Annotated in this window: 16 protein-coding genes and 1 pseudogene; 8 read left to right on the forward strand and 9 right to left on the reverse strand. The window is 73.4% G+C overall.

The features are described 5' to 3' along the window. Both AE652_RS11990 and AE652_RS11995 read left to right on the forward strand, forming a co-directional pair. Window positions 1–1,208 (forward strand): transketolase C-terminal domain-containing protein (locus AE652_RS11990; RefSeq protein WP_049651276.1); only part of this gene is annotated, 1,208 nt, incomplete at its 5' end. 149 nt (window positions 1,209–1,357) lie between these two features. Next, the gene (locus AE652_RS11995) at window positions 1,358–2,884 is read left to right on the forward strand and encodes a glycosyltransferase family 39 protein (RefSeq protein WP_234348350.1); all 1,527 of its coding nucleotides are present in this window, start codon (window positions 1,358–1,360) and stop codon (window positions 2,882–2,884) included. Between the two features lie 182 nt (window positions 2,885–3,066). On the opposite strand, the gene AE652_RS12000 is transcribed toward AE652_RS11995, so the two are convergent. From AE652_RS12000 to AE652_RS12020, 5 genes are all read right to left on the reverse strand, one after another. Beyond that, window positions 3,067–5,214 carry a 3-hydroxyacyl-CoA dehydrogenase NAD-binding domain-containing protein gene (locus AE652_RS12000; protein ID WP_049651290.1) on the reverse strand — a complete coding sequence of 716 codons (2,148 nt, stop codon included), beginning with the start codon at window positions 5,212–5,214 and terminating at the stop codon, window positions 3,067–3,069. Between the two features lie 2 nt (window positions 5,215–5,216). Next, on the reverse strand, window positions 5,217–6,461 hold the full coding sequence (locus AE652_RS12005; protein WP_049651277.1) for an acetyl-CoA C-acyltransferase: 1,245 nt from the start codon (window positions 6,459–6,461) through the stop codon (window positions 5,217–5,219). A gap of 294 nt (window positions 6,462–6,755) precedes the next feature. Further along, complete coding sequence (locus AE652_RS12010) at window positions 6,756–7,997, reverse strand: ribonuclease D (RefSeq protein ID WP_049651278.1); 1,242 nt, start codon at window positions 7,995–7,997, stop codon at window positions 6,756–6,758. 246 nt (window positions 7,998–8,243) lie between these two features. Continuing rightward, on the reverse strand, window positions 8,244–8,960 hold the full coding sequence (locus AE652_RS12015; RefSeq protein WP_049651279.1) for a response regulator transcription factor: 717 nt from the start codon (window positions 8,958–8,960) through the stop codon (window positions 8,244–8,246). A 320-nt stretch (window positions 8,961–9,280) separates the two neighbouring features. Further along, window positions 9,281–9,943, reverse strand: a complete 663-nt coding sequence (locus tag AE652_RS12020; protein ID WP_074005620.1) for a DUF3000 domain-containing protein — start codon at window positions 9,941–9,943, stop codon at window positions 9,281–9,283. A gap of 235 nt (window positions 9,944–10,178) precedes the next feature. On the opposite strand from AE652_RS12020, the gene hemE reads away from it, so the two are divergent. Further along, complete coding sequence (gene hemE, locus AE652_RS12025; RefSeq protein WP_234348351.1) at window positions 10,179–11,192, forward strand: uroporphyrinogen decarboxylase; 1,014 nt, start codon at window positions 10,179–10,181, stop codon at window positions 11,190–11,192. Between the two features lie 36 nt (window positions 11,193–11,228). On the opposite strand, the gene AE652_RS12030 is transcribed toward hemE, so the two are convergent. After that, the gene (locus AE652_RS12030) at window positions 11,229–11,669 is read right to left on the reverse strand and encodes a DUF523 domain-containing protein (RefSeq protein ID WP_049651282.1); all 441 of its coding nucleotides are present in this window, start codon (window positions 11,667–11,669) and stop codon (window positions 11,229–11,231) included. Window positions 11,670–11,714: 45 nt separating this feature from the next. Here AE652_RS12030 and AE652_RS12035 point away from each other — a divergent pair, with 45 nt between their 5' ends. From AE652_RS12035 to hemQ, 3 genes are read left to right on the forward strand one after another with little or no spacing between them, the layout of a single operon-like run. Then, entirely contained in the window at window positions 11,715–12,287 is a 573-nt protein-coding gene (locus tag AE652_RS12035) for a Uma2 family endonuclease (RefSeq protein WP_049651291.1), read from the forward strand. A 34-nt stretch (window positions 12,288–12,321) separates the two neighbouring features. After that, window positions 12,322–13,752, forward strand: coding sequence for a protoporphyrinogen oxidase (gene hemG / locus AE652_RS12040; RefSeq protein WP_049651283.1), 1,431 nt, complete (start codon window positions 12,322–12,324; stop codon window positions 13,750–13,752). Further along, a complete protein-coding gene (hemQ, locus tag AE652_RS12045; RefSeq protein ID WP_049651284.1) occupies window positions 13,749–14,474 on the forward strand; it encodes a hydrogen peroxide-dependent heme synthase in 726 nt (241 codons plus the stop codon). Before hemG ends, hemQ begins: the two co-directional genes overlap by 4 nt. Before the next feature lie 391 nt (window positions 14,475–14,865). Here hemQ and AE652_RS12050 read toward each other — a convergent pair whose 3' ends face one another. From AE652_RS12050 to AE652_RS43970, 3 genes and pseudogenes are all read right to left on the reverse strand, one after another. Continuing rightward, window positions 14,866–15,648, reverse strand: a complete 783-nt coding sequence (locus AE652_RS12050; RefSeq protein ID WP_049651285.1) for a TIGR04222 domain-containing membrane protein — start codon at window positions 15,646–15,648, stop codon at window positions 14,866–14,868. A gap of 89 nt (window positions 15,649–15,737) precedes the next feature. Then, window positions 15,738–16,814: a TIGR04222 domain-containing membrane protein gene (locus tag AE652_RS12055; RefSeq protein WP_049651286.1), complete on the reverse strand. Its 1,077-nt coding sequence runs from the start codon at window positions 16,812–16,814 to the stop codon at window positions 15,738–15,740. 117 nt (window positions 16,815–16,931) lie between these two features. Beyond that, window positions 16,932–18,220: pseudogene (locus AE652_RS43970) on the reverse strand (DUF692 domain-containing protein). A 327-nt stretch (window positions 18,221–18,547) separates the two neighbouring features. Here AE652_RS43970 and AE652_RS12070 point away from each other — a divergent pair. Together AE652_RS12070 and AE652_RS12075 are read left to right on the forward strand one after the other, a co-directional pair. After that, window positions 18,548–19,507: a GNAT family N-acetyltransferase gene (locus AE652_RS12070; protein WP_063780142.1), complete on the forward strand. Its 960-nt coding sequence runs from the start codon at window positions 18,548–18,550 to the stop codon at window positions 19,505–19,507. 220 nt (window positions 19,508–19,727) lie between these two features. Next, a complete protein-coding gene (locus tag AE652_RS12075) occupies window positions 19,728–20,738 on the forward strand; it encodes an MBL fold metallo-hydrolase (protein ID WP_049651288.1) in 1,011 nt (336 codons plus the stop codon). The last annotated feature ends 198 nt before the right edge of the window (window positions 20,739–20,936 follow it).

Raw genomic sequence — 20,936 nt, forward strand, 5'->3', positions numbered from 1 at the left:
TCGCCCCGCAGGGCATGTTCGAGGACCTCGGCCTCAAGTACATCGGCCCGATCGACGGCCACGACATGGCCGCCCTGGAGTCCGCGCTGACCAAGGCGCGCGGCTTCGGCGGCCCGGTGATCGTGCACTGCCTCACCGAGAAGGGCCGCGGCTACCACGCCGCCGAGAACAACGACGAGGACCGCTTCCACGCGGTCGGCAAGATCCACCCGGAGACCGGCCTGCCGATCACGAGCGGTGGCGGCCGGAGCTGGACCTCGGTCTTCGCCGAGGAGATGGTCGCGCTCGGCCACGAGCGCGAGGACATCGTCGGCATCACCGCCGCGATGCTCCACCCGGTGGGCCTGGCCCCGTTCGCCGAGGCCTTCCCGGACCGGATCTTCGACGTCGGCATCGCCGAGCAGCACGCCGTCACCAGCGCGGCCGGCCTGGCCACCAACGGCCTGCACCCGGTGTTCGCGGTCTACGCGACCTTCCTCAACCGGGCCTTCGACCAGGTCCTGATGGACGTCGCCCTGCACAAGCTGGGCGTCACCTTCGTCCTGGACCGGGCCGGCGTCACCGGCGACGACGGCGCCTCGCACAACGGCATGTGGGACATGTCGATGCTGCAGATCATCCCGACCCTGCGGCTGGCCGCCCCGCGCGACGCCGACCAGGTCCGCGCGCAGCTGCGCGAGGCCGTCGAGGTCAAGGACGCCCCGACCGTGGTCCGCTACTCCAAGGGCACGGTCGGCCCGGCCGTCCCCGCGGTCGGCCGGATCGGCGGCATGGACGTGCTGCGCGCCGCCGAGGAGCCCTCCGGCGCCCACCGCGCCGACGTGCTGATCGTCTCGGTCGGCGCGATGGCCCCCACCAGCCTGGAGGTCGCCGACCTGCTGGCCGCCCAGGGCGTCACCGCCACCGTGGTGGACCCGCGCTGGGTCAAGCCGGTGGACGCGGCCCTGCCGGGCCTGGCCGCCGAGCACCGGGTGGTCGTCACGATCGAGGACAACGGCCGGGTGGGCGGCGTCGGCGCCGCCGTGGCGCAGGCGCTGCGGGACGCGGACGTGGACCTGCCGGTGCGCGACTTCGGCATCCCGCAGGAGTTCCTGGACCACGCCAGCCGGGCCGAGATCCTGGCCGAGATCGGCCTGAACGCCCCGGACATCGCCCGAAAGGTGACGGCCCTGGTCGCCAGGCTGGACGCGGCGCCGGTCAAGGCCTGACCGGAGACCGTCCGGGGGAGCGGTCACCCGTTCCGCAGACGACCGTTTGTCGTAACTCCGTAACAGTTCGTCACGGAACAAGCTGACAATCGCACTGAAAGGCGGGACCGGCGCCACCGGCGCCGATCCCGCCCGGTAGGTTGTCACCCGTGCCGACCCCCACCCGCCTCCGCCTCACCGGACTGGCCGAGCGCCTGCCCGAGCGCGTCCGTACCCGTGTTCTCACCGGGTACTGGACCAGGCTGGTGCCGGTGCTCGCGCTGGTCGCGCTGCTCACCCACATCCCCTCCTTCGCCCGGCCCGTCTGGAGCCCGGACGAGGGCTTCCTGGCCACCCAGGCCCGGATGCTGGCGGACGGCGGGGTGCTGTACGACACCGTGGTGGACCGCAAACCACCGCTGCTGCCCTGGCTCTACCAGGCCTGCTTCGCGGTCTTCGGCTCCGCCTCGCTCTGGCCGCTGCGCACCCTGGCGGTGGTGGCCCACCTGGTCACCGCGATCCTGCTGGCCTCGATCGCCCGCGGCCGCTGGGGCAACCGGGCCGGGGCCGGGGCCGGACTGCTCTACCTGCTGGTCTCCATCGGGCTCTCCCCGGAGGATACTCAGGCGGCGACCTTCGAGGTCTTCATGCTGCCCGCCATGGTGGCCGCCTTCCGGTACGCCGAACGGCGCCGCTGGCTGGCCGCGGGCATCGCGGTCGCCCTCTGCTCACTGACCAAGCAGACCGGCGGCGCGGTGCTGCTGCCGGTGCTCTGGATGCTGTTCCAGGACGCCCGCCGGCGCGGGGTGCGCTGGCCGCCCGCGCTGTTCAAGATCGGGTTCGGCTTCACCCTGCCGATAGCGCTGGTCGCGGTGATCCTCACCAAGCCCAAGGGCTTCCTCTTCTGGGTGGTCACCGGCAGCGGCGACTACGCCTCCTTCGGCGGCGCCTGGCTCCAGATGCTCGGCCGGGCCTTCGGCAACTCGGCCATCCTGGCCGCGGCCGGCCTGGGCTTCCTGCTCCCGGTCGGACGCCGGCTCTGGCTCAAGCACCGCCACCGCCCGCTGCCGGTGGCCGGCGAGGAGCACGGCTCGACCACCGACCTGTGGGTCTGGCTGCTCTCCTCGGTCGTCGCGGTCAGCGTGGGCTTCCACTTCTTCGGCCACTACTACCTCCAGCTGATCCCGCCGCTGGTGCTGCTGGGCACCGGGGCGGTCGCCACCTCGGCGATCCGCTGGAAGCCCGTCCTGCTGTACACCACGGCCGCCGCCACGGTGTTCTGGAGCCTGGCGCTGGCCTGGCCGGGGGAGCGGCTCAACCGCACCACCGAGGTCGCCACCGCCGTCGCCGCCCAGACCACCCCCAAGGACACCGTGCTGGTCTGGGGCATGCACCCCGAGCTGTACTGGCTGGCCGACCGCAAGCCCGCCACCCGCTACCTGACCGCCGGCTTCCTCACCAACTACAGCGGCGGCAAGGACGGCAACCAGAACGTCGGCGAGCAGTTCAGCGTCTCCAACGCCTGGCAGACCTTCGACAAGGAGCTGGCCAACGGCCTGCCCGAGGTCGTGGTCGACGACTCCGGCATCGCCCCGTACCAGCCGGTCATGGTCCCCCGGATCGAGAACCTGCTGGACACCCACTACGAGATGGTCGGCGTCTTCGCCGACACCGTGGTGTACCGCCTCAAGCACTGAGGCGGCCCGCACCCGGTTTCCTCGCGGCAACGCCGTACACGCCGGGTTCCCGGCGGCAGCGCCGTACACAGGACCTCGGGCGGAAACGCCGTACACGCCGCGTCCGGGCGGCAGCCCCGTACACACGGAGGAGCCCCGGTGACCGCATGGTCACCGGGGCTCCTCCGTGTTCGGGCCCTGCGTTACGCGGGCACCGAGGCCACGCCGGGGGCGAGGAAGGCCTTGCCGTTCACCCGCTCCGAGACGCCCTCACGGTCCAGGTACGGGGTGATCCCGCCCAGGTGGAAGGGCCAGCCGGCACCGGTGATCATGCAGAGGTCGATGTCCTGCGCCTCGGCGACGACACCCTCCTCCAGCATCAGGCCGATCTCCTGCGCCACGGCCTCCAGGGCGCGGGCGCGGACCTGCTCCCCGGTGAGCACCGAGTCGCCGAAGGTCAGCAGCTCCAGCACCTCGGGGTCGAGGACCTGCTGGCCGTCCGTCCAGGTGTAGAAGCCGCGCTTGCCGGCCTTGACCACCTTGGCGAGGTTCTCGGAGACGGTGAACCGCTCCGGGAAGGCGCCGTGCAGGGTCTCCGAGACGTGCAGGGCGATGGCCGGGCCGACCAGCTCCAGCAGCACGATCGGGGACATCGGCAGGCCGAGCGGCTCGACGGCCTTCTCGACGTCGGCGATCGGGGTGCCCTCGTCGATGATGCCCTGGATCTCGCCCATGAAGCGGGTCAGGATCCGGTTCACCACGAACGCGGGGCGGTCCTTGCAGAGCACCGAGGTCTTCTTCAGCTTCTTGGACACCGCGAAGGCGGTGGCCAGCGAGGCGTCGTCCGTCGAGTCGCCGCGGACGATCTCCAGCAGCGGCAGGATCGCGACCGGGTTGAAGAAGTGGAAGCCGACGACCCGCTCGGGGTGCTTCAGCTTCGAGGCCATCTCGGTGACCGACAGCGAGGAGGTGTTGGTCGCCAGCACGCAGGTCGGCGAGACCACGTTCTCCAGGTCCGCGAAGACGGCCTGCTTGACGCCCATCTCCTCGAACACGGCCTCGATGACGAAGTCCGCGTCGCCGAAGGCGGCGGCCTTGTCCAGCGAGCCGGAGACCAGGCCCTTGAGACGGTTGGCCTTGTCCTGGCCGATCCGGCCCTTGCCGAGCAGCTTGTCGATCTCGGCGTGGACGTAGCCGACGCCCTTGTCCACGCGCGCCTGGTCGATGTCGGTGAGGACCACCGGCACCTCCAGACGGCGGGCGAACAGCAGCGCCAGCTGCGAGGCCATCAGACCGGCGCCGACGACGCCGACCTTGGTGACCGGGCGGGCCAGCGACTTGTCCGGCGCGCCGACCGGGCGCTTGGCCCGGCGCTGAACCAGGTTGAAGGCGTAGATGCCGCTGCGCAGCTCGCCGCTCATGATGAGGTCGGCCAGGGCCGCGTCCTCGGCGTCGAAGCCGGCCTGCAGGCTGGCCTTGTCCGCGAGGTCGAAGTCCTTGGCGGCGGCGATGATGTCCAGCGCCTTGTAGGCGGCCGGAGCGGCGCCGTGCACCTTGGCGTCGGCGACCATGCGGCCCCAGAGGACGGCGTCGTCCCAGGCCTTGCCGCGGTCGATCGCCTCGCGCTCGACGACGACGTCGCCCTTGACGACCTTGGCGGCCCAGAGCAGCGACTGCTCCAGGAAGTCGGCCGGCTCGAAGATCGCGTCGGCGATCCCCAGCTCGAACACGTCCTTGCCCTTGAGCTGCTTGTTCTGGTTCATCGAGTTCTCGACGATGACCTTGACGGCCTTACCGGCACCCACCAGGTTCGGCAGGATGGTGCAGCCGCCCCAGCCGGGGACGAGGCCGAGGAAGACCTCGGGCAGCGAGAAGGCCGGGACGCCCGCCGACACCGTGCGGTAGTCGCAGTGCAGGCCGACCTCGACGCCGCCGCCCATCGCCACGCCGTTGTAGAAGGCGAAGGTGGGGACGGGCAGTGTGGCGATCCGCTGGAAGACGTCGTGGCCGCCCTTGCCGATGGCCAGCGCGTCCGCGTGCTCCTTGAGCAGCTCGACGCCCTTGAGGTCGGCGCCGACCGCGAAGATGAACGGCTTGCCGGTGATCGCGGCACCGACGATCGCGCCCTCGGCGGCCTCGGCCGCGACCTGGTCCAGCGCCTCGTTCAGCTTGAGCAGCGAGCCCGGGCCGAAGGTGGTCGGCTTGGTGTGGTCGAAGCCGTTGTCCAGGGTGATCAGGGCCAGCCGGCCGGCCTGCAGCGGCAGGTCGAGGTGGCGGACGTGCGCGGTCGTGATGACCTCGCCCGGGAAGAGCTCGGCGCCGCGGGTCAGCAGCTCGGTGGTGTTCGTCATGGTCACTTACCACCCTCGAGCTCGGTGTTCTGGGTCGCTCCGCTCCAGTGGGGGTTCTCCCAGATGATGGTGCCGCCCATGCCGAAGCCGATGCACATCGTGGTGAGGCCGTAGCGGACGTCCGGGCGCTGCTCGAAGCGGCGGGCCAGCTGGTTCATCAGGCGCACGCCGGAGGAGGCCAGCGGGTGGCCGAAGGCGATCGCGCCGCCGTACGGGTTGACCCGCTCGTCGTCGTCCGCGATGCCGTAGTGGTCCAGGAAGGACAGGACCTGGACGGCGAAGGCCTCGTTGATCTCGAAGGCCTGGATGTCGTCGATGGTCAGACCGGCCTTGGCCAGCGCCTTCTCGGTGGCCGGCACCGGGCCGATGCCCATGACCTCGGGCTCGACGCCCGCGAAGGCGAAGGAGACCAGGCGCATCTTGACCGGGAGGCCGAGCTCCTCGGCGACGTCCTCGGCGGCCAGCAGCGAGGCGGTGGCGCCGTCGTTCAGACCGGCCGAGTTGCCCGCGGTGATGTTGCCGTGCGGGCGGAACGGGGTCTTCAGGCCGGCCAGCGACTCCATCGTGGTGCCCGGGCGCAGCGGCTCGTCCACGGTGGCCAGGCCCCAGCCGGTCTCGCCGACCTCGGGGTTGGTGTTGCGGATCGAGATCGGCACCAGGTCGGGCTGGATGTCGCCGTTGGCGTACGCCTTGGCGGCCTTCTCCTGGGAGCGCACGGCGTAGGCGTCGCAGCGCTCCTTGGTCAGGTGCGGGAACCGGTCGTGCAGGTTCTCCGCGGTCATGCCCATGAACAGGGCGGACTCGTCGACCAGCTTCTCGGAGACGAAGCGCGGGTTCGGGTCGACGCCCTCGCCCATCGGGTGGCGGCCCATGTGCTCGACACCGCCGGCCACGACCACGTCGTACGCGCCGAAGGCGATGCCGCCGGCGGTGGTGGTCACGGCGGTCAGCGCGCCGGCGCACATGCGGTCGATCGCGTAGCCGGGGACGGACTTCGGCAGGCCGGACAGCAGGGCGGCGGTGCGCCCGATGGTCAGGCCCTGGTCGCCGATCTGCGTGGTGGCCGCGACGGCGACCTCGTCGATGCGCTCGACGGGCAGGTTCGGGTTACGGCGCACGAGCTCCCGGATGCACTTGACGACGAGGTCGTCGGCGCGCGTCTCGTGGTAGATGCCCTTCGGGCCTGCCTTGCCGAACGGGGTGCGGACGCCATCGACGAAGACGACGTCCCTCGCGGTACGAGGCACGGGGGCTCTCCTCCCAGGGACCAACATGACGATTGGGCGGGCTGCCGCCGTCGAAGACCCGAGCGGCGCCGCATCACCGCCATGCTACCCGCCGGTAACCAACCTGCCCAGGCCCCTCGGAGGGATCCGACCATGTGTCCCCCGACACGTTCCCCGGCCCGTCCGACCAGGAGCGTCGTTCCCGGGCGCGGCGAACGGTGCGACGAACGGGTACGACGGGCGGGCACGACGAAGGGGTACGACGAAGGGGATGCCACCCGTACGGATGACATCCCCTTCCACGTGTTGCCGTGATCAGTCCTGGGCCGCGGCCGCGGCGAACGCGGCGGCCACCGCCGGCGCCACCAGGTCCACCTGCCACTGCCGGGCGCCGAACCCGCGCAGGGCGGCGGCCACGGCCTCGGGGCCCGGCTCGGTCGGCGGGTGCCAGCAGACCCGGCGGACGGTGTCCGGGGTCATCAGGTTCTCGGCCGGCACGTGGTACCGCTCGGCCAGCTCGCTGATCGCGGCGCGCGCGCCGGACAGCCGGGCGGCGGCCACCGGGTCCTTCTCGGCCCAGGCCCGCGGCGGCGGCGGTCCGTCGTGCGGCGCGGTGGCCGGCGGCAGCATGTTCTCCGGGATCTCCCGGGCGCGCTGCACGGCCGCCAGCCACTGCTCCAGCTGGCGCCGGTGCACCCGCGGGCCGAAGCCCTGGACGGCCTGCAGGGAGGCGATGTTCAGCGGCATGGCCAGCGCGGCGTTGACGATCGCCGCGTCGGCGAGCACCCGGCCGGGGGAGACGTCGCGGTCCTGCGCCATCCGGTCGCGGACCAGCCACAGCTCGCGCACCACGGCCAGCTGACGGCGGCGGCGGATCTTGTGCAGCTGCGAGGTGCGGCGCCACGGGTCGTTGCGCGGGCCCGGGCGGGGCGCGGCGGCGATCGAGGCGAACTCCTCCATCGCCCAGCCGAGCTTGCCCTGGGCGTCCAGCTCCTGTTCGAGTGCGTCGCGCAGCTCGACCAGCACCTCGACGTCCAGAGCGGCGTAGCGCAGCCACGGCTCGGGCAGCGGGCGGGTGGACCAGTCGACCGCGGAGTGCTCCTTGGACAGGCTCAGCCCGAGCACGTTCTCGGTCATCGGCCCGAGGCCGACCCGGGCGAAGCCGGCGATCCGCCCGGCCAGCTCGGTGTCGAACAGGCGCTGGGGTCTCATGCCGACGTCGGACAGGCAGGGCAGGTCCTGGCTGGCCGCGTGGACGACCCACTCGGCGTCCTCGACCGCCTTGCCGAGCGCACTGAGGTCCGGGCAGGCGATCGGGTCGATCAGGGCGGAGCCGGAACCCGCGCGGCGCAGCTGGATGAGGTAGGCGCGCTGCCCGTAGCGGTAGCCGGAGGCCCGTTCGGCATCGACGGCCACCGGTCCGGTGCCCGCGGCGAAGGCGGCGACGACGGCGCCCAGCGCCTGTTCGTCCGCCACGACGGGCGGGATCCCCTCCCTCGGCTCAAGGAGCGGGACCGGGGCTGCTTCTTCTGGGATGGCTGCTACGGCGTCGGTCACCCCCCCAAGGGTACGACGGTCCTCGCGGCCGGGAGTGTTGTCGGACTGGTCAGACTGTTGATCGCCCGGGGGCGGCCCGCCCCGCTCCGGGGCGCGGTTCGCCCGCCGCGGGCCCTCCGGGGGTGACGGGAGTTCGGCGGCGGGAGGTTGACGACGGGAGTTCGACGGCGGGCCCCGGAACAGCGCCGCGGCGGCCGAGGAGGAAACGTTCCTCCTCGGCCGCCGCAGCGGTCCGGAGCGTCCGGCTCAGTGGATGATGCCGGTGCGCAGCGCGACCGCGACCATGCCGGCGCGGTCGCCGGTGCCCAGCTTGCGGGCGATCCGGGCGAGGTGGCTCTTCACGGTGAGCGCCGACAGGCCCATCGCCACGCCGATCGCCTTGTTGGACTGGCCCTCGGCGACCAGCCGCAGCACCTCGACCTCGCGGCCGGAAAGCTCGCGGTAGGCGGCCTGCTGCGCGCCGGGCGCACCAGGGGCTCCGGGGGCGCCCGGTGCTCCGGCCGCGCCCGGCATGCCCGGCATCCCGGGGCGGCGCATCCGGCCGGCCAGCCCGGCGGCGCCGAGCGGCATCCCGGGGCGGCCCGGCATCGCGACGTTCGTCCGGGTGCCGGTCACCACGTATCCCTTGACGCCGCCGGCCAGCGCGCTGCGGACCGCGCCGATGTCGTCGGCGGCGGACAGCGCCAGGCCGTTGGGCCAGCCCGCGGCGCGGGTCTCGGCGAGGATGGTCAGCCCGGAGCCGTCCGGGAGGTGGACGTCGGCGACGCAGATGTCGCGGGGGGTGGAGACCCGTGGGCGGGCCTCGGCGATGGAGGACACCTCGATCACGTCCCGGACACCGAGGGCCCACAGGTGGCGGGTGACGGTGTTTCGGACACGGGGATCGGCGATGACCACCATGGCGGTGGGCTTGGTCGGCCGGTAGGCGACCACGTTTGCGGGGTGCTCAAGAAGGACCGACACCAGGCCTCCTGCGGGGAGTGGCGGACGGAACCCCGATGGGGGCGGTCGGAGTGTTCCGCGTTGGGAAAGGGTCACAGTCTGCTTCGGCAGCATCCGTGCCCGGCTTTAGCGAAAGATCACGATCTAGTGAGTAACAATACGGACAAATCGCGCAAATGATTGATGCGACATGCCTGGTATTCGCACAAAATCGATCAGATTCGGTGCCGATCGGTCGGTATCGACCGATGAATTGACGCAGAGCGGGTCCGAAGTCACACTCCGTCAGCCCTGGGGGTGGCGTCCGGCCCCCGGGTGCCGCCGGAGCCGCACACCACCCGTCAGTGCGACCGCGGGCGTCGCCGGGCCGGCATCGGGACCACTCCACCGAGTGAAGGAACCTCGGCGGGACCCTGCGGAGCCGGGGCGGCCGGCGGCAGGCCGGCGCTGACGCACAGCAGGTCCCCCCAGGCCGCCAGGTGCCGCTCGAAACGGCCGTCGGCCGGGGTCCAGGAGGCCCGGATCTCGATCTCCGTCGAGGACGGGCGGTCCGCCAGACCCCCGAAGTACTGGGAGGAGGCCAGCGTCACCGTGCCGGACGGCTCCGCGAACCCGGCGGCGTGCGCCTGCAGGGAGTCCAGCAGCCAGGCCCAGCCCACCTCGGAGAGCATCGGGTCGCCGGCCATCTCCGGCTCCAGCTCGGCCCGGGTCATCGTGACCACCCGGAACTCCCCGTTCCAGGCCTCCTGCCCGGCCGGGTCGTACAGCAGCACCAGCCGGCCGTCCGCCAGCTCCTCGCCGTCCACCTCGACCGAGGCGGTCACCGCGAACGAGTACGGGGCGAGCCGGCGCGGCGCCGGCGCGGGGGAGAGCTGCACCTCGGGCCGCAACCGGGCCCCGTCCAGGGCCGCCACGGCCGCCCGGAACTCGCTCGGCGCCCCCTCGCGACCCGCTCCGCCACCTGCTCCGCCACCCTGTGCGGGGTGCCCTCCGACCGCTGCCATGTCCCGAAGACTAGGTCGAAGAACGGGGTTATCGCCGCAACTTCTCTCCCAGCGGCGTGCCGGAACGGCAAACCCGGACAGATCTTGGAGGAACCGACGAGACCGGCCGGGAAACCGGGCCCGGCACGCGTGCGAAGATTTGACGGTGAGCGAGACTACGGCAGACAGCACGGCGGCCACCCACGACGGCCCGACCACCCCCGGGCGCCGCGGCGCCGCGCACGACTCGGCGTTCCTGCGCGCCTGCCGGCACGAGCCCGTGCCGCACACCCCGGTGTGGTTCATGCGCCAGGCCGGCCGCTCGCTGCCCGAGTACCTGAAGGTCCGCGAGGGCATCCCCATGCTGGAGTCCTGCATGCGGCCCGAGCTGGTCAAGGAGATCACCCTCCAGCCGGTGCGCCGGCACAAGGTGGACGCCGCGATCTTCTTCAGCGACATCGTGGTGCCGCTCAAGGCCGTCGGCATCGACGTCGACATCAAGCCCGGCATCGGCCCGGTCATCGCCGACCCGATCCGCACCGCCGAGGACCTGAAGCGGCTGCGCCCGCTGGAGCCCGACGACGTCCCCTACATCACCGAGGCCGTCGGCCTGCTGGTGGACGAGCTCGGCGAGACCCCGCTGATCGGCTTCGCCGGCGCGCCGTACACGCTGGCCAGCTACCTGATCGAGGGCGGCCCGTCCAAGAACCACGAGAACACCAAGGCCATGATGTACGGGCAGCCCGAGCTGTGGGCCGCCCTGGTGGACCGGCTCGCGGACATCACCTCGGCCTTCCTCAAGGTGCAGATCGAGGCAGGCGCCTCCGCGGTCCAGCTGTTCGACTCCTGGGTCGGCGCGCTCGCGCCGGACGACTACCGCCGCTCGGTGATGCCGTCCAGCACCAAGGTCTTCGACGCCGTCGCCGGGTACGGCGTGCCGCGGATCCACTTCGGCGTCGGCACCGGCGAGCTGCTCGGCCTGATGGGCCAGGCCGGCGCTGACATCGTCGGCGTCGACTGGCGGGTCCCGCTGAACGTCGCCGCCGAGCGGGTCGGCCAGGGCAAGGGCCTCCAGGGCAACCTCGACCCGGCGGTGCTGTACGCGCCCACCAAGGTCGTCGAGACCAAGGCCCGCGAGGTGCTGCACGCCGCCCAGGCGCTCGGCACAAGCGGCCACATCTTCAACCTCGGCCACGGCGTGCTGCCGTCCATGGACCCGGACGCGCTCAGCCGCCTCGTCGCCTTCGTCCACGAGGCCAGCGCACGCTGACCTCAGGGCGGTGGGCCCCCGGACTCCGGGGGCCCACTACCCGGCCGTGACCTCGATCCCGGCCCGGCGCAGCAGCGCCGCCGTCACCCCGTCACCCGGGCGCAGCTCCCCGGAGAACGTCCCGTCGTACACCTGACCGCAGCCGCAGGACGGGCTGCGCGCCATCAGCACCGCCCGCCGGGCCCCCGCCTCCTCGGCGGCGGACAGCGCCGCCCGGGCACCGGCCAGGAACTCCGCGGTGCAGTCCGCGCCCGTCGCGTCCACCACCCGGGCCCGCCCGTCCAGCACGTCCGCGCCGTCCCCGCCCACGATCTCCGCCGGCGGCCGCGGCGTCGGCAGCCCGCCCGCCCCCTCCGGGCACACCACCACGGCCCGCCCCTCCTCGACCAGCCGCACGGCGCCGTCGGAGGTCTTCGCCCGCCCGTCGTACCGACAGGGAATCCCGGCCAGACACGCACTCACCACGATCGGTTCCATGGCAGGAGCGTAACGACGGGGAGATGAACTCGTTCGTGCAGGATGATGAGTGAACTTCCGGATTGGATGTACGCGCCCCGCATGGAGGGGTGGTTCGCCGACGATCTCGACCACCTGCCGCAGGCGCCACCGCACACCGAGCTGCTGCACGGCGCCTTGGTCTTTCGGCTCACGCCGCAGCGCTCGTGGCACAACCGGGTCACGTCGCGGCTGACCTCGGCGCTGGAGCGGATCGCCCCGGAGGGTGATCTGGCGGAGAGCTGGATGACGGTGACGCTGGACGAGCGGAACCGGTTGGAGCCGGATGTGCTGGTGTCCCGCGCGGCCTTCGATCCCGATCGCACCGGGTACGCCCCGGGCGAGGTTCTGCTCGTGGTCGAGGTGGTGTCGCGCGAGTCGCAGCACCGCGATCGCGGGGTGAAGTTCCGCAAGTACGCCGAGGCCGGCATCCCGCACTACTGGATCGTCGAGGAGGAAGAGGGCAGCCGGGTGGCCGTGCACGTCTACGAGCTGGACGAGGTGACCTCCTCGTACGTGTCCGCCGGGATCTTCCGCGGGACGCTGGAACGTCCGGTGCCGTTCCCGATCACGATCGATCTCCGGCGTGCAGCGGATTGAGGGTCCGGTGTAAGGGTCTGCGAGACTGCGGAGCATGTCGGATGCACAGGTCGTCGTCGTCGGTGGTGGGATCGCGGGGCTGGCTGCGGCCGCCTTCCTGAGCGGGGCGGCCGGGGGGCCGGCGCGGGCGCGGGTGACGGTGCTGGAGGCGTCCGGGCGGGTCGGCGGGAAGCTGTGGGGCGGGGAGGTCGGCGGGGTCCGGGTGGACCTCGGGGCCGAGTCGGTGCTGGCCCGGCGGCCGGAGGCGGTGGAGCTGGCGCGGGCGGTCGGGCTCGGCGGGGAGCTGGAGCCGCCGACCACCGCGAAGGCCGCGATCTGGACCCGCGGCGCGCTGCGGCCGCTGCCCGGCGGGCAGGTGATGGGCGTTCCCGGTGATCTGGAGGCGCTGGCCGCCTCCGGGGTGCTGACCGACGAGGGCCTGGAGCGGGCCCGGAACGAGCGGAGCACCGAGGTCGGCGACGACGTCGCGATCGGCCGCTACGTCGCCGACCGGCTGGGCCAGGAGGTGGTGGACCGGCTGGTCGAGCCGCTGCTCGGCGGCGTCTACGCGGGCCGCGCCGAGGAGATCTCGCTGCGCGCCGCCGTGCCGCAGCTGCTGTCGATCGCGCGTGACGGCGGCTCGCTGGTCGCGGGGGTGCACGAGCTGGCCTCGCGGCCGAAGGTGGTCGGCACCCCGGTGTTCCAGGGCCTGCGCGGCGGTCTCGGTACGCTGCCCGGCGCGGTCGCCGCGGCCTGTGTCCGGGCGGGGGTGGACCTGCGCACCGACGCCCCGGTGGACGAGCTGCGCCGCACCCCCGACGGCTGGCGGGTGGTGACCGGCGGCGAGGTGCTGCACGCGGACGCCGTGGTGCTGGCCGTCCCGGCCCCCGCCGCGGCCCGGCTGCTGCGCGAGGACGCCCCGGCGGCCGCCACCGAGCTGGACGCCGTCGAGTACGCGGGCATGGCCCTGGTCACCCTGGCCTTCCGCCGCGCCGACCTGGCCGAGCCGCCGAGCGGCAGCGGCTTCCTGGTGCCGCCGGTGGACGGGCGGCAGATCAAGGCGTCGACCTTCTCCTCGAACAAGTGGGGCTGGCTGGAGCGCTCCGCGCCGGACGCGTTCCTGCTGCGCACCTCGCTGGGCCGGTACCGCGAGGAGGAGGCACTGGGGCTGCCGGACGAGGAGCTGGTGGCGCGGTCGCTGGCCGATCTCAGGGAGGCGATCGGGCTGACCGCCCGGCCGTACGACACCTTCGTCTCGCGGTTCTCGGCCGGTCTGCCGCAGTACCCGGTGGGACACCTGGACCGGGTGGCCCGGGTACGGGCGGCGGCGGGGCGGGTGGGCAAGCTGGCGCTGTGCGGCGCCGCGTACGACGGGGTGGGCATTCCGGCGTGCATCGGTTCGGCGGCCGCCGCCGCGGCCGCCGTCGACAGACTGCTGACCCCGGCGACCGGGGAAGGTTCCACGGAGAGGACAATGGGCGCATGACTGAGAGCGTTGAGCGGGAGCCGGAGCAGCGGCCCGAGAAGAAGAAGGCGCGCGACCTGAACCAGGTCATCCGCTACACCATGTGGTCGGTGTTCAAGCTCAAGGGCGGCCTGCCCGAGGACCGCACCGCCCTGGCCGCCGAGGTGGACGAGCTGTTCGCGCAGCTGGACGCCAAGGACGTGACCGTGCGCGGTACGTACGACGTCTCCGGTCTGCGTGCGGACGCCGACATCCTGGTCTGGTGGCACGCCGCCGACTCGGACGATCTCCAGGAGGCGTACAACCGCTTCCGCCGCACCGGCCTCGGCCGGCTGCTGGAGCCGGTCTGGTCGAACATGGCGCTGCACCGCCCGGCCGAGTTCAACAAGTCGCACATCCCGGCCTTCCTGGCCGACGAGCGCCCGCGCGACTACGTCTGCGTGTACCCGTTCGTCCGCTCCTACGAGTGGTACCTGCTGCCGGACGCCGAGCGGCGCGCGATGCTCGCCGAGCACGGCCAGATGGCGCGCGGCTACCCGGACGTGCGGGCCAACACGGTGGCCTCGTTCGCGCTCGGCGACTACGAGTGGCTGCTCGCCTTCGAGGCGGACGAGCTGCACCGGATCGTCGACCTGATGCGCGACCTGCGCCCCTCCCGGGCCCGGCTGCACGTCCGCGAGGAGGTGCCGTTCTTCACCGGGCGCCGCAAGCCGGTGAGCGAGCTGCTGAACGGCCTGGTCTGAGCGACCCGGCCGGAGCGGCCCACGGCTCCCGGAGGCCGGTTCCCCCTTGTCACACGGGGGAGCCGGCCTCCGTGCCGTCGCGGTCCGGTCGCGGACCGGCGAACTCGCGCAGCACGGAGGTGTAGTGGTCGCCGAGGCCGACCCGGGTGACGTCGCGGAGCCGGTACTTGGTCGGCTCCGGGTACCAGCGGGCCTCGGTGTCGACCTCGTGCAGCCGCAGTGAGCGGGGGCGCAGCCCGGTGACGGTGCCGACCCGGCAGACGTCCGGATCCAGCTGTTCGGTGTGCAGGGTGATCAGGCCGTACTCGGCGCAGGCGGCGGTGAGCAGCCCGGGCAGGTCGTCCAGCGGCAGGTCGGCGCCGGGCGGGCGGACCGGCCACAGGCCGCCGCCCTAGCCGCGGTGCGGGCGCAGGGCGGCGCGGAGCCGGGCGTCGGGCAGGGCGGCGGGGCCGTTCATGGCGACGGCGGTGAGCAGTTCGCGCTCCTCGTCGTCGGCCAGGCCGCGCTGGCGGGCCGGGCGGACCTCGCGCAGCACCTCCTGCCCGATCGGGGAGGCCCAGCGGGTGTACGGGTAGACGTCGACGCGGGCCATCAGCAGGGTGCCGGAGGTGAGCACCAGCGGCAGCGAGAACCAGGCGAGCGGGGCGAGGGTGTCACCGCCGGTGAAGCCGTCGAGGGCCAGCGAGGCGGCCAGCAGGAGCAGGGACAGCAGCAGCGCGTGCCGGACCTGCCGGATCACCACCACGGTGTTGCGCTGCACCAGGGCCGGGGTGGCCAGGCCGGCCAGGGCGAGCCGGGCGCCGATCTCCAGCACGTTGGGGTGCTCGGCGACCGCCTGGCGCAGCTCGTCGGTGCGGCACTGGCCCTCGGGGCCGACGGTGGCGATGACCGCCCGCTCCAGGCGGCTGCGGCCCCTGGGGTCGACCACGGTGGTCCAGCCGGTGTGCGCCAGGTGGAGCCGTCCGCGGCCGGCCATCAGGACGAGGGCGAGTTCGACCACCCGGCCCGGGCCGCCGGCCAGGTAGGCGGTCTCGTACAGGCCGATGCCCACGGCTTCGGGGGGCCGCAGGCCGCTCTGGTCGGCTAGGGCGTCGGCGGTGGCGGTCATCCGGACCAGTCGGACGCAGGACAGGACAGCCGCGACACAGGCCGGTATGAGGAACAGCAACCACATGGGCTTGTTGTATGCCTGTGCCGGTTGCGCGCGGAACGCCTTCCCGGTTCGCGATACCGAACTGTGACATCCGCCGGGTGCCGCCGGAGTCAGGAGCCGCAGCCGCCACCGCCGCAGCTCGACCCGCAGCTGGAGGACGACGAGGAGCCGCAACTCGACGAGCTGGAGCCGCAGCTGGAGGAGGACGAGGAGCAGCTCGACGAGGAGGACCCGCAGCCGGACGAGCCGCAGCCGGACCCGGAGGAGCCGGAGGAACCGGAGTCGGAGGAGCCGCACCAGGCGGCGGAGCCGCCGTCGGAGCCGGAGGAGCAGGAGGAGGACGACGACGAGGACGAGGAGGTCGCGGAGCCGTTCGCGGCGGTGGCCTGCCGGAAGAACTCCTCGTCGTCGGTCGACGCGGCCAGCATCGCGGCCTCCAGCTCCGGCTCCCCCAGCCCGGCGGCGGCCAGGCCGCCGAGCGCGAGCGCGCCCAGCAGCGCGCCGCCGGCCAGCCGCGGCGACACCCCGGCATTGGGCTTCCACGGCCCCTGCATCAGGGACAGCTGGCGCTGCCCGGCCGGGGTGATCCGGCTCTTGACGAGCGGGGTGACGAGCAGCGAGACGACGCCCACGATCAGCAGGATGACCGGGATCCAGAGCTTCGGGCGCTCGTGGCCGGCGGCGCCGTCGTCGAGCAGCGGGGCGGCCACCATGGAGGCCGCCACCAGGAGCAGCGCGAGCCAGAGCAGTCGGCGGGCGGTGCGGGCCCGCCGCAGCCGCTCGGGGCGGCGCATCAGGCCGCGGTCGGCGAGCCGGTCGCCGATCTCCTGGACGGCGGTGGAGCGCATCACGGTGCGGCGCAGCGGGCCGAGCTGACGGCTCCCGGTCGGTCCGACGGCGTCCTGGACGGCCTTGTCGACGGCGTCGTACGGCTTGGCGCCGGTGAGCGTGACCAGGCCGGAGCGGCTGACCACGGCCTGCTCGCTCATGTGCATCCGGACCAGGGCGGTGTCGAACACCCGCGCCGGCCCGCCGGACAGGAACGCGGTGTCGAGCAGCGGCAGGCCGCGGCCGGGCAGGCCCTTGGCGTACCGGACCTGGCCGATGCGCTGCCGGGTCCGGACCGCGTGGACCGCGGCGGCCGCCAGCAGGACGGCCGGGACGATGAAGTAGCTGTTGTGCCACATGGGCGGTTCCCCCCGAGGTGGTGATGGTTCGTCAGGGCCCGGTGGCCCCGCGGTCGCCGACGGCCGGCCGGGTGTCCGACAGTCGACGGCTACCGGCTACCGGCTACCGGTTACCGGTTACCGGCGCAGGGCCCGGCGCAGGCGGGTGAGCGGGCCCGGCGGTCGTACGGGGGCCGGGTGGAGCCACTGCTCCAGGGCCCGGCGGTGGTCGGCGGCGAGCGGGCCGCCGTCGGTGAGCACCCACTGCGCGAAGGCCCGGGCGTCGGCCCGGTAGCCGCCGGTCTGCGGGTGGGAGCGGGCGTAGTCGAGGAAGAGCGGCCCGTACCCCGCCCCGAGCGTACGGGGCAGGTCGGGGGCCACCTTGGCGGTGGTGTCCCGCCGCTTGGCGGCCAGGCCGGTGGACTGGGCGCGGACCTGCCGCTCGTCGAAGCCGGGCGGGACGGGGCCGCCGGCCACCAGGGCGGCCAGCAGCTCCTCCTGGCGCCGGGCCAGGCGCCGCCGGGCGGCGGCGTGGTCCTGGTCGGCGGTGTCCCGCGCGGTCCCGGTCAGGTCGGTCATCGTCGGGTGCTCCCCTCCAGCACCCGGCGGATGGCGTCCAGTTCACCGGCCAGCTCGCTGGGCGGCGGGAAGTTGGCGTCCCGCTCCAGCAGGACCCCGGGCGGCGCGGTCCGCGCGCACAGCTCGGCCAGCACCTCCAGCACCGGCTCGGTGACGGGGTGGGCGTGGGTGTCGTGCCAGACGCCGTCGACCAGGGTGCCGCCCGCGACGTGGACGTAGGCGAGCGCCTCCAGCGGCAGGCGGTCGAGCTCGGCGGCCGGGTCGATGCCGAGGTTGACCCGGTTGGTGTGCAGGTTGGCGACGTCGATCAGCAGCCGGACGCCGGTGCGCTCGACCAGCTCGGCGAGGAACTGGCCCTCGGTGAACTCGTCGTCCGGCCAGGCGAGCTGGGCGGCGATGTTCTCCAGGGCGAGCGGCACCGGCAGCTGGTCCTGGGCGATCCGGACGTTCTCGGCGATCACCCGCAGCGAGTCCCGGGTGCGGGGGACGGGCAGCAGGTGGCCGGCCTCCAGGCCGCCGGCCCGGACGAACGCCAGGTGCTCGGTGACCAGCGGGGAGCCGAGCGCCAGCGCGGCCTCGGCGAGCCGGGCGAGGCGGGCGGGGTCGGGCAGGTCGGCGCCGCCGAGGCCGAGGCCGACGCCGTGCGGGACGACGGTGACGCCGCGTCCGCGCAGGACGGTCAGGGAGTCGGGCAGGTGGTCGGCGCAGATGTTCTCGGCGACCACCTCGACCCAGTCCAGGCCGGGCTGGCGCTCGACCACGGTGTCGATCTCGCCGCGCCAGCCGAGGCCGACGCCCAGGCGGGGCGCGGCATCCCGGGAGGCGGTGTCCCGGGGCGCGGTCGCCAGCGGTGCGGCGTCCTGGGGCGCGGTGTCCCGGGGTGCGGTGGCCAGGGCAGGGGAAGTCATCGGTTCGCCCCCTTCGGCGGGCCGGGTGGGAGGGCCGTCGACCGGTGCGGCGTCGTCGCCGGACCCGTGCGGCCGTGTTGCTGAGGATGTCCCCGGGTGGGGTGGCTGCCAAGCCTCACCCGGTCTTCTCAGAGCATTATTTGAGCATGTCGTTCCGGTCGTGAGGGACTTGGGTCCCGAGCCCGGGCCGTCTCCCGCAGGTGGGGGTGCCCTCCGGCGGATAAATCGGAGGCGCCGGGCGGGTGGGCGCGGCTAGCGTGGGAATCCATGACTTCTTCGAATTCCTCCCCCCTGACGATCCGGGACTTCCGCCCCGAGGATGCCGAGGCCGTGGCCGCGGCCCACCGGGCCGGGCGCGAGCACCTGGTGCTCTCCGCCGAGACCCTGCTCTGGCTGAACGGCCGGCCGAGCCCCGAGGAGCACTTCCGCACCTTCGTCGCCGAGCTGGACGGCCGGGTGGTCGGCGCGGTGCGCTGCGGGGTGGTGCTCGGGACGTCGGTCGCGGGTGTCGGCTACGCCAACGGCAGTGTGCTGCCCGGGTTCCGGCGGCGTGGTGCGGCCACCGCGCTGTTGGCGGCGGCCGAACGGCACCTGGTCGGGCACGGGGTGACGGAACTGCACACCTGGATGGACGACGAGCCCGCCTCGGTGGCCTTCGCCACCGCCCGGGGGTACCGGCTCGGGCGCACCATGCAGTTCGCCGGACGGGACCTGGCGCTGCCGCTGCCGCCGGCGCCCGTACGGCCGCCCGGCGTCGAGCTGCGCCCGGCCGCGGACTGGGCGGCCGACCCGCACCCGGTGTTCCTGGTCGAGGCGGACGCCATCCTGGACGAGCCCGGCAGCGAGGTGCCGATGGACGCCCTGGAGTACGAGGACTGGCTGCGCGACGACTGGAACCGGCCGGACCGGGACCTGGCCCTGAGCGTCGTCGCCGTGGTGGACGGCCGGCCGGCCGCGTTCAGCATGGCGCAGACCGACGGGGTGGACCGCTACTGGTCCGCGTTCACCGCCTGCCACCGGGAGTTCCGCGGCCGCGGGCTGACCAAGCTGGCCAAACTGGAGTCCCTGCGGCTCGCCGCCGCGGCGGGCTACCGGCACGCGTACACCAGCAACGACACGACCAACGGGCCGATGCTGGCGATCAACGCCTGGCTGGGCTACGAGCGCTGCGCGGCGGAGCGCAAGGGGATCAAGCGGCTGGGGCGGCCGTCGGAGCAGGGGGCCTGACGCCGCCGGGCCGCGTCCCCGGACGCGGCCCGCGCCCGTACCTGTAGCCGTGCCCGTTTCGCCCCCGGTTTCGCAGTGGCGGGGGCCGGGCCACTTCGGCCAGATGTGGTCCAGACCACGTGGGACGAATCGGGACAGCCCGGGCTGCTTCGGGCGCGAAGTGGCTTGAACTGTAATGGTTTTGCTCCACTCCTGTCACGACCTGGGCATAATCGCGCACATGACGATCAGCCGTGCGAACGTGAGCGCGATTGCCGAGGACCTGTACGTGTGGCTCCCGCCGAAGCGGGGGTGGGGTCTGGCCAACTGTGGCCTGCTGGCCTCGGAGACCACCGCGCTCTGGATCGACACGCCGTACGACCCCTCGATGGCCGGGGAGTTCCTCGCCGCGAGCCGGCGGCTGCTGCCGGACGGGGTCGGGGTCGACCGGGTGGTCGTCACCCACGCCAACGGGGACCACCTGTGGGGCGCCGGGGTGCTGCCGGACGCCGAGGTGATCGCCACCCGCGAGGCGCTGGAGCACATCCACTGGGAGCCCACCCCACAGCAGCAGCACGCGCTGGTCACCAACAGCGACCCGGACTCGCCGCTCGGCGGCTACCTGAAGGAGCACTTCGGGCAGTTCGACTGGTCCGGCACCGAGCCGGTGCGCCCCGACACCGTCTTCACCGGCGAGCTGGAACTGACCGTCGGCCGCTACCCGGTGCGGATCACCAGCCTGCCCGCCGCCCACACCGGCGGCGACCTGCTGGTCCACCTCCCGCACCAGCGCGCGGTGTTCACCGGCGACGTGATCTTCTCCTCGACGCCCGAGCAGCCCGGCGACCACCCCTCGCACTGGGCCGGACCGCTGGAGAACGTCATCGGCGCCTGCGAGCAGGCCCTGGCCACCGGCGCGGAGATCTTCGTCCCCGGCCACGGCCCGGTGCTCGACCGCGACGGCGTCCGCGAGCACATCGGCTACCTCGCCTACGTCCGCGAGCGCGCCCACGCCCTGCACGCCGCCGGGATACCCGCGCTGGACGCCGCCCGGCGGGTGATAGCCGAGCAGCGCCACCCCGAACTCGGCCTGCCCGAGCGGCTGGTGATCACCGTCGCGGCCGAGTACCGGCACCTGGACGGCTCGGCGGCCCCGGGTGCCCTGGAGGCCCTGGGCCAGGTCGCCCTGGTGGCCCGGGAACTGGCCGAGGACGAGGCCCGCGCCCAGCGCCCGCGCACCGCCCGGCCCTGACCCCGCCAGGGCCCGGCACCGCCCGATCCTGATCCCGTCCGGCCCCGTCGCCCGGTCGTCCCGGCCGCACCACCCGGTCCACCCCGCAAGCACCCCCGAGGACTTCGATGACGCAGATCGCGCTGATCGTCCTGGCGCTGGTCGCCGCCGCGGCCGCGGCCGTGCTCGCCCGCGGCCGGGCCGTCGCCGTCACCCGGG

Source organism: Kitasatospora sp. MY 5-36, assembly GCF_001182915.1.
GTDB lineage: Bacteria > Actinomycetota > Actinomycetes > Streptomycetales > Streptomycetaceae > Kitasatospora.